This window comes from Marinilabilia sp. (genome assembly GCF_016278715.1).
In the GTDB taxonomy this organism is placed as follows: domain Bacteria; phylum Bacteroidota; class Bacteroidia; order Bacteroidales; family Marinilabiliaceae; genus Marinilabilia.
Genome location: NZ_JADQBH010000184.1, coordinates 1 through 9373 on the forward strand (window position 1 = coordinate 1; position 9373 = coordinate 9373).

At 43.3% G+C, this 9373-nt stretch carries 8 protein-coding genes and 1 pseudogene; 7 read left to right on the forward strand and 2 right to left on the reverse strand.

Annotation, left to right across the window (positions count from 1 at the left end):
* A partial coding sequence (locus QZZ43_RS11545; protein WP_291859320.1) for a GNAT family N-acetyltransferase occupies positions 1–940 on the reverse strand: 940 nt, incomplete at its 3' end.
* 261 nt (positions 941–1201) lie between these two features.
* Positions 1202–2053: a 1-acyl-sn-glycerol-3-phosphate acyltransferase gene (locus QZZ43_RS11550; protein WP_291859323.1), complete on the reverse strand. Its 852-nt coding sequence runs from the start codon at positions 2051–2053 to the stop codon at positions 1202–1204.
* Between the two features lie 195 nt (positions 2054–2248).
* On the opposite strand from QZZ43_RS11550, the gene QZZ43_RS11555 reads away from it, so the two are divergent.
* From QZZ43_RS11555 to QZZ43_RS11585, 7 genes and pseudogenes are all read left to right on the forward strand, one after another.
* Complete coding sequence (locus QZZ43_RS11555) at positions 2249–2710, forward strand: division/cell wall cluster transcriptional repressor MraZ (RefSeq protein WP_291859326.1); 462 nt, start codon at positions 2249–2251, stop codon at positions 2708–2710.
* A 32-nt stretch (positions 2711–2742) separates the two neighbouring features.
* Positions 2743–3651, forward strand: coding sequence for a 16S rRNA (cytosine(1402)-N(4))-methyltransferase RsmH (gene rsmH / locus QZZ43_RS11560; RefSeq protein ID WP_291859328.1), 909 nt, complete (start codon positions 2743–2745; stop codon positions 3649–3651).
* A complete protein-coding gene (locus tag QZZ43_RS11565; protein WP_291859331.1) occupies positions 3648–4055 on the forward strand; it encodes an FtsL-like putative cell division protein in 408 nt (135 codons plus the stop codon). Before rsmH ends, QZZ43_RS11565 begins: the two co-directional genes overlap by 4 nt.
* A gap of 43 nt (positions 4056–4098) precedes the next feature.
* A complete protein-coding gene (locus QZZ43_RS11570) occupies positions 4099–6213 on the forward strand; it encodes a penicillin-binding protein (RefSeq protein ID WP_291859334.1) in 2115 nt (704 codons plus the stop codon).
* Positions 6214–6404: 191 nt separating this feature from the next.
* Positions 6405–7868 (forward strand): UDP-N-acetylmuramoyl-L-alanyl-D-glutamate--2,6-diaminopimelate ligase, encoded by a 1464-nt coding sequence (locus QZZ43_RS11575; RefSeq protein ID WP_291859337.1) that lies wholly within the window; start codon positions 6405–6407, stop codon positions 7866–7868.
* Between the two features lie 2 nt (positions 7869–7870).
* On the forward strand, positions 7871–9103 hold the full coding sequence (mraY, locus tag QZZ43_RS11580; protein ID WP_291859340.1) for a phospho-N-acetylmuramoyl-pentapeptide-transferase: 1233 nt from the start codon (positions 7871–7873) through the stop codon (positions 9101–9103).
* Positions 9104–9106: 3 nt separating this feature from the next.
* Positions 9107–9373, forward strand: a pseudogene (locus tag QZZ43_RS11585) (UDP-N-acetylmuramoyl-L-alanine--D-glutamate ligase); the annotation flags it as partial.

Consider the following 9373-nt stretch of genomic DNA (forward strand, 5'->3'; position numbering starts at 1 on the left):
GCTCTTCCGATCTGTAAGTATGAACATGGCGGCTTATCTTGGCTTGATAAAGCTCCTTTATGGTGATGATGATTCCTGTTTCCTCCACCCCGCCAAATCGTTCATTGACAGATGTACCAAAAGTGCGCATCGATGGTGAAAGGTTCATGTAGGCGTTGATTAACGGAGGTATATTTTCACCCAGTTCGCGTACTGATTTGCTGAGGGTTTTGTAATCATCAGAAAATGATGCTCCCGAAAATATTTCTCTTATTTCGCTGTCAGTCAATGCCGAATTAACAGGGTTGTATGGATAAACCAGATTGTCGGGATCGTTAAAGTACTTGTCCATGAAAGCCCTTATGAGACTCCTGACCTTTAGATTGCTGTGGGTGTACATGGTTACTTTTCCGAAGAAATACTCCATGTCGGGGAAATTGATGATCAGCGAGCCCAGTCCGTCCCACAGATTGTCAAGCGCATAAAGACTTTTGGCTCCCATTTTACTTGACTGATATTGGGGCTGGACAAAAGAACGACCAAGTTCTATGGTTTTGGGAAGATACTCTTTGATAAATTGTTCAGAAAAGTGAAACATCCGGGCGGTGGCAAGGTGCACTTTCCCTTCTGCATCAGGCTTCATACTTCTCCCCATGATATAGCGGTAGCCTCCAAGTATCTCTTTGGCCTTGGGATCCCAGACTATAAGCTGGTGATATGGATTGTCACCGATATCGTAGTCGTCCACATCGCAATCTTTACCTGTACCGCCACCTGCAGCTCTGAAGGATTCTTCACGCAAACGTCCTACTTCGCGCATAAGAGCTGGTGCATCATTGGCTGTAAAATCATAAATTTTATTCTCACCCTTATTGGTAAAACGTACAAAGCGTTCACGGGTGAGTTCTGCTTCCAGTTCTTCCCGTGGTACGGGGGGGATAATTGGTTTCTCAGAATTCATTAGCTTATAATTGGTTCGTTTTTGGAACATGCATCTTGTGAGTTTGGTTTAAAAAGCATCTTTATTGTCAAATTACTCGGATTTAAATTTTTAAATCCTTATTAACAGTAATTTAACTGTGGTTCAAAAATTTTTCAACGCCTCGGTTTTGAAAAAGATATACCTTTTTATACCACACCCATTCTTTATGGTTAACAGTTTCCGGTGGTATAGAGTTCTATATACTTCCGGATGGGTATCATTGGAAAGGGTTTTACAAAATTAATGGTTTTTTGCAAGCTCATAGCTTTTTTGCTTTATTTTCATTGCCCAGCTATCAGGCGTGCCGCTCTCTTTTAGTGTCTGCCACGGTATCGGGTCCCCAAAACGAATGGTCAGGTTTTCTCCATGCTGTTTAAACATTTCATCGGGAAGGTATAACATTTCAATATTGGCTTTTATGCCTAAAATTTTTCGGATGTTGGCCAGCCGGTAAAAGAAATTGGTGTTTTTTCCTGTTATATGAACGGGGATTATATCTCTTTGATGTTGAATGGCTTTGCGTATGAAGTTTTTTTTCCATTCTAGATCTTTGATGATGCCTTTCTGTTTGCGGCTGACCAGCCCTGCCGGAAACATCAGTACTTGATTGTCTGATTGATAGGCCTCCTCAATTTGCCGGGCTGCTTCGCGAGAGTGCCCTCCGTGTTTATTTATGGGTACGAAAATATTGTCCAGAGGTTTTAAATTCAGCAGTATGTCGTTGACCGGGAACTTTAATTTTGGAAACCTTCGGCTTACAGCCACCAGAAATGCAATTCCGTCCAATCCTCCAAGTGGGTGATTGCTGGCAAAAAGATAACGCCCGCCTTCCGGAATCTTTTCCAGTCCGAAAGCTTGAAAGTCAGCGCCAAACAGGTTTTTTAGGATAGATTCAGCAAACCCGGCTCCTCTTAAATCTCCTTGTTGCGATATGAAATCGTTGATCTCCTCCTGGTGAATGATTCGTTTTAGATAACGGAATACAAATGATGGGATGATTTTAAACAGTCCGGGATTTTTGCCGGCAAAAACCTTTTCAACATCAATTAGTTTTTGTGTTTGAATACTGTCCTTGAGATTGTTCGTTTCCACTGGATTAAAATTTATGAATTAATCGGGTTAGAACTATTTGGAGGGCAATATTACAAAAAAAATATCAGGTTATTGAAAACCGTGTCCGGACTCTTATTGAAGAGTTTTTATCAAATAATTGCAATAAAGTGGTGTAAAGTGGTTGATTGTGGTTTAAAAAAATTGTAGTTTTACGAAAATATTACCCAAACTGTAATGTTCACATTTATAGGAGATTTTGAATGCAGGACGGATGCTAAAGGGCGCATTGTCTTTCCCTCAGCCTTTAAGCGGGTGCTGGGAGACGACGACTTGCGCCTTGTTGTGCGCAAAGATCTGTTTGAGCCATGTCTCCATATTTACCCATATTCTGTGTGGGAGGAGAAGTTGAAGGATATTCGCACAAGGATTAATTCCTATAATAGAGAACATTCGCGTTTTTTGAGACATTTTTTCCGGGGATCAGCCGAAGTGTCTTTAGACGGGAATGGGCGTTTCCTAATACCCAAAAGGTTGGCCGAACAAATTGGAATGGACAGGGAAATTGTGTTGCTGGGCGTTGATCAGTATATTGAAGTTTGGAACAAAGAACTGTACGAGCAGGGGGTAATGCCGGGTGAGAACCTGGGAGACCTTGCCGAAAAAATTTTAGGTAAATCCATGCCTGAAGAAGAATAATTGATAATATTTTTGCAGTATAAAAAAACCTAATGATAACAGAATACCACATTCCGGTTTTATTGAAAACCTCCGTTGATGGTTTGAATATCAAACCCGATGGGGTGTATGTGGATCTTACTTTTGGAGGGGGAGGTCACAGTCGCGAGATTTTAAAGCATCTTGGGCCACATGGACGTTTAGTTGCATTTGATCAGGATGCCGATGCCTGGGGAAATGCCCCCGAAGATGACAGGTTTATTCTGATAAAACACAATTTCCGCTATCTGCAGCATTTTCTCGATTACCTGGGTTTTGAAAAAGTTGACGGGGTATTAGGCGATTTAGGGGTTTCTTCACACCATTTTGATTCGCCCGAAAGAGGTTTTTCTTTCCGGTTTGATGGTGCTTTGGATATGCGGATGGGGCCGGGAATAAAAGTAACTGCTGCGGATATTGTGAATAGATATTCCGAAGAGAAGCTGTTCTCCATTTTTAAGTTGTATGGTGAGGTTCCATCATGTGGCAAGCTGGTAAGAGCTATTTTAAATGCGCGGAATCAAACCCCTTTTAAAACCACCGGACATCTGAAAGATTTGGCCCAAACAGTTGCCCCGAGAAAGGATGTGAATAAATTTCTGGCTCAGGTTTTTCAGGCTCTAAGAATTGAGGTCAATAAGGAGATGGAAGTGTTAGAAGATGTGGTTATGCAAATGCCGAAGGTGATAAAACCCGGTGGACGACTGGTAGTCATTGCCTATCATTCGTTGGAAGACCGGATGGTTAAGAATTTTATTCGCTCTGGGGATTTTTCCAAGTCTCAGGCAGAAACAGATTTATACGGCCACCGTGAGGTTCCGTTTAAAGCTGTTACCCGTAAGGCGGTACAGGCAGGTGATGAAGAGGTGAAAGAGAATCCCAGAGCGCGAAGTGCGAAACTTAGAATTGCAGAGAAGTTATGAGGTTGTTTAAGTTTGGAAATAAAAAGAGTCAGAAGGAAGAGCGTGATTTCCTGTCAGGTCAGGAGGAATTTAAAGAACTGAAAGGAATCTCTTTTAAGGAGTTGCTGTACGGTCGTTTTCTGGCAGAAAAAAGTGTCGGACAGCACTGGGGATTTCTTGCTTTTTTGGTGTTTCTGGGAGTGTTGTATATTGGAAACAGTTATCAGATGGAGCATCATCTGGACAGGCAGGCGGATTTGCTACATGAGTTGAAAGAACTTAAATACGAGGCAATTACTACTTCGTCAGAACTAATGAACATGAGTAAACAAAGTGAAGTGATGGAGCGGGTTAATAATGCCGGTATTGAATTGGAGGTGCTGAAAACGCCTCCACGAAAACTGGAGGTGGAAAAACTGGATTAGACTGTAAAACAAAATAGTTGGGGAAATTATCAGATTGGGTTCTATGAGCATCAAACAAAAAATAATATTCAGGCTGGCTGCCATCTACTTTGTGTTTGGAGCTTTAATGCTGTGGATTTTGTTTGAAGTTGTCAGTTTGAAGGTTTTTGAGGCTTCACGCTGGGAGGAGAAAGCCCGGACACTCGAAAGCAGCAGTATTGTGATTGAAGCTAATCGTGGAAATATTCTGGACGAGAAAGGACAGAAAATTTCTTTGTCGGTGCCGAGTTACCGTATTTATATGGATCTGCATGCCAATGGACTGACGAGTGGTTTGTTTAACTCAAAAGTGGATAGTCTGGCGCTTTGCTTATCTCGTTTCTTCGGCGATAAAAGTACATCCGGTTACAAGCGTGATCTGGTGAAAGCACGCAGGGATGGTTCACGCTATTATCTGGTGCATCCGCGTAAGATTTCTTATCTGGAACTTCAGAAAGTCAGAGAATTTCCAATTTTCAGACAGGGTAAAAATACAGGTGGCTTTATTCCAAGGCAATATGATGAGCGACGTCATCCATTCGGATCGCTGGCTTCCCGAACCATCGGAAAACTTTACGGAGAGAGAGCCAAGGGGGGAATGGTAGGTCTGGAAAGGGCTTACGACCATGTATTGCGGGGAGCTAATGGTCTGAGTACCTGGAAAAGGATTGCCGGCAGCTGGATTCCGGAGGAGGATGTTCCCCCAAGAGATGGACGCGATATTATTACCACACTGGATATCGGCCTTCAGGATGTGGCTGAGCAATCGCTTCGAAATCAGCTAAAAATGCATGATGCAGACCATGGTGTGGCCATACTGATGGAAGTGGAAACCGGAGCTGTGAAAGCGATGGTAAACCTCTTTCGGAGCAGTCCCGGAATCTATATTGAAGATCACTTTAATTATGCTATTGGTGAGGCGGTTGAACCGGGTTCTACTTTTAAACTGGCTTCAATTATTGCTGCCCTGGAGGATGGAGCGGTGCGATTGACCGACTCCGTAGATACCGGAACGGGAGCTTTTGCCTATTATGACCGAATTATGCGGGACAGCCATCACGGAGGTTTTGGCAAAATAACAGTTCGAGAATCTTTCGAAAAGTCCTCGAATATTGGTATTTCAAGAATTATATATGAGAATTACAAGAATAATCCTCAACGGTTTGTGGATCGACTTTATTCCATGGGATTAAATGAACCACTGGGCATTGAAATTAAAGGAGAAGGTAAGCCTGTTATAAAATATCCGGGCGATAAGTCCTGGTCGGGCGTTTCATTGCCGTGGATGTCTATTGGTTATGAAGTAAAACAGACACCTCTTCAAACATTGGCATTCTATAATGCGGTGGCCAATAACGGAAAACTTGTACGTCCCATGTTTGTCAAAGGTGTAAGTCAACATGGTGAATTGCTTAGGGAATTTGACCCTGTGGTACTGAATCCTTCCATTTGCTCTGTGGCCACTTTGGAGAAAGTTCAGGACTTGTTGAAAGGGGTTGTTGAACGAGGTACTGCATTGAATATCAGAAATAAAACATATAAAATTGCAGGAAAAACCGGTACTGCTCAGTTGGCCAAAGGGTCATCGGGATACAAAGGAGAAGGAGGCGTTGAGTATCTTGCTTCATTTGTGGGGTATTTTCCTGCCGATCGCCCTATGTATTCTTGTATTGTGGCCGTTAACAGTCCTTCAAATAATGTTTATTACGGCAACGTGGTAGCAGGAAGAGTTTTTCGTGAAATTGCCGACAGAGTGTATGCTTTGAGTTACAACAAGCTGGATGACGATTATTTTACTGAAACGGTGGAGGAAGGCGTTTACCCATGGTCAAAGGGGGGAACGGTAAATGATTTGTCTGTCATCTTTGAGGAAATTGGCTTTCCCTTAATTGATAAGGAATTGAATGCTGAGTGGGTTTCAACCAAAGCCAAAGAACATACGGTGGAACTGGTGCCTAAGAACATCCCTTTATCAATTGTTCCCCAGGTGATGGGCATGGGTGCCAAAGATGCAGTGGCCGTATTGGAAAACAGAGGCCTTAAAGTGGCCATTAGTGGTTTTGGGAAAGTGGTAAAGCAGTCTATTACTGCCGGACAACCGATAAATGGCGGTGAGACGATTATAATTTATCTTGAATAAGACGCTAGGTGGTCTGATTCTTAGGGGGTAGAGGTTAGTTAGAGGCAGGAGGTTAGAGATTAGAGGGGTTATGTGGCTCAAGGTGCTGATATTATTTGCTTTAACGAGGCTGATTCTCTTGATAATAAGAAATTGATTCACGAAGTTTTGCAAAAGCTTAACGGAATATTGAAAAGAAAAAGAAAAGCAATATGCAGAAAAGACTTTCAGATATAATCAACGGCGTGACGTTTACAGAACGAAAAGGGGATGCCGATCCGCTGATTGCCGACCTGGCTTTGGACTCCAGAAATGTTGCTCCTCATTCATTGTTTTTTGCGGTGAAAGGAGCCCGCGCAGATGGTCATGCTTTTATTGAAAAATCAATTGCTTTAGGTGCGTTGGTAATAGTTTGTGAGGAGATCCCCGAAGGGAATCATCCCAATGTGGTGTTTCTTAAAGTCAGTGATTCTCATCAGGCTATGGCTTCAATGGCACGGAATTTCTTTGATGCCCCGTCTGAAAAACTGAAGCTGGTTGGGGTGACCGGAACCAATGGAAAAACCACCATTGCCACCTTGCTTTACCATACCGCTAAATTGCTGGGCTTTAAGGCAGGCCTTTGTTCTACCATGGCCAATTATGTTGATGACTTAAAACTGGAAACCAAACTAACTACTCCCGATTCGATTACCCTCAACCGATTGATGCACAGCATGGTGGAGGCCGGGTGTGATTACTGCTTTATGGAGGTTAGTTCCCATGCTGTACATCAGGGACGAATTGCAGGGCTGGAATTTAAAGGAGGAATATTTACCAACATCACACACGATCATCTGGATTACCATAAGACTTTTGATGAGTATATTAGGGTGAAGAAAATGTTTTTCGACGGGTTACCCGAATCTGCTTTTGCCATCACCAATCTGGACGACAAAAACGGGCGGGTGATGATTCAGAATACCAAAGCAGTATCAAAAACCTATTCATTACGTGAAATAGCTACTTTCCGCGCACGCATAATAGAGGGCGTTTTTGAAGGGATGCAATTGATGCTCGATGGTCATGAATTCTGGACTCCTTTTATCGGGCGGTTCAATGCGTCCAACCTGCTGGCTGTTTATGGAACCGGTATAGAACTTGGCTGGCCTAAAGACGAATTACTGGTGGCTATGAGTAGGCTGAAGCCGGTTGCCGGAAGGTTTGAAACCGTTCGGTCGGAAAGTGGAATTACAGGCGTGGTCGATTATGCCCATACGCCTGATGCATTGAAGAATGTGCTGGAAGCCATCAATAATATCCGGCTTCCGGAGCAGTCGCTCATTACCGTAGTAGGGGCCGGAGGGAACCGGGATGTGACCAAACGTCCCATTATGGCAGGAGAGGCTGTGAAACAAAGCTCCAAGGTTATCTTAACCTCCGATAACCCCCGGGATGAGGAGCCTCAGTCAATTGTTGACCAGATGATGGAGGGCGTTCAGTTTGCCGATCGCATCAAGGTGTTGACTATTATTGACAGGCGTGAAGCTATCCGAACGGCCTGCAGCATTGCCAAGCCGGGAGACATTGTGCTGGTAGCCGGAAAAGGTCACGAGACTTATCAGGAAGTGAAAGGGCAAAGGTCGCATTTCGATGACAGAGAAATTATAAGAGAGTTTTTTGAACAACAACAATAGCTATGCTTTTTTATTTATACCAGTATCTTGAGTCTATCGACTTCCCCGGTGTCGGGATGTTTCAATACATTTCGTTCCGCTCGGGAATGGCAATTATTTTTGCCCTTCTGATTGGTACCATCTTTGGGAAACTGATTATCCGAAAACTGCAGAAGCAGCAAATCGGTGAGGTTGTTCGTGACCTTGGCCTGGAAGGACAATACCAGAAAAAAGGAACTCCTACCATGGGAGGACTTATTATTATAACTTCTATTCTTGTTCCGGTGTTGTTGTTCGGGAAACTGGACAATGTTTATGTTTTACTCATGATTACGACGACTGTTTGGCTCGGAATCATAGGTTTTCTTGACGATTACATTAAAGTATTTAAGAAGAATAAGGAAGGCCTTGCCGGCAGATTTAAGATTATCGGTCAGGTTGGTCTGGGACTCATCGTTGGCCTCACGCTTTATTTCAGCGATGATGTGGTGGTGAGAATGGATTCTCCTGCCGATGCCCAAACCCGGCAGGTGACGACCGAAGAAATTGTGGAATCGCCAGAAACAAAATATATTAAGGCACCTATTACCAACGTTCCGTTTTTTAAGGAAAATCGTTTTAATTACGAGTCTGTTCTTTGGTTCTTGGGGGATAAAGCTTCTTACTGGGGATGGATTGTTTTTGTATTTGCCGTTATATTTATTACTACTGCGGTTTCCAATGGTGCCAATATTACTGATGGGCTCGACGGACTGGCCACCGGCACATCGGCGATCATAGGAACCACCCTGGGGATTCTGGCTTATGTTTCCAGTAACACCATTTATGCCGACTATCTCAATATTATGTATGTGCCACACTCAGAAGAACTTGTGGTGTTTATGAGTGCTTTTATCGGAGCTACGGTTGGTTTTCTGTGGTACAACTCCTTTCCGGCCCAGGTTTTTATGGGCGATACAGGCAGTCTGACCATCGGTGGAATCATTGCCGTGTTTGCTGTCCTTATCAGGATGGAGCTTTTGATTCCGATTCTTTGCGGGATATTTCTGGTGGAAAACCTGTCTGTGATGATTCAGGTTTCCTGGTTTAAATATACACGAAAACGATTTGGTGAAGGGCGGCGCATATTCAGGATGTCACCTTTGCATCATCATTATCAGCTGAAAGGTTATTCTGAATCCAAGATTGTTACCCGTTTCTGGATTACGGGAATTATCCTGGCAGTATTGACGATTGTAACACTGAAAATCAGATAAAGCATGAAGAAAGAGCTTATCGTTCTTGGTGCCGGAGAGAGTGGAACCGGAGCTGCCCTGTTGGCAAAAGCCAAAGGGTTCTCTGTGTTTGTGTCTGATTATGGCAAAATAAAACCCCAGTATCAGGCTGAACTGGAACATGCGGGTATTGAGTTTGAAAGTGGACGTCATTCCGAAGAACGAATTCTAAATGCTGTTGAAGTTATTAAGAGTCCGGGAATACCGGATCATTCCCCATTGATAAAAGCATTGCGGAAAAACTATATCGCT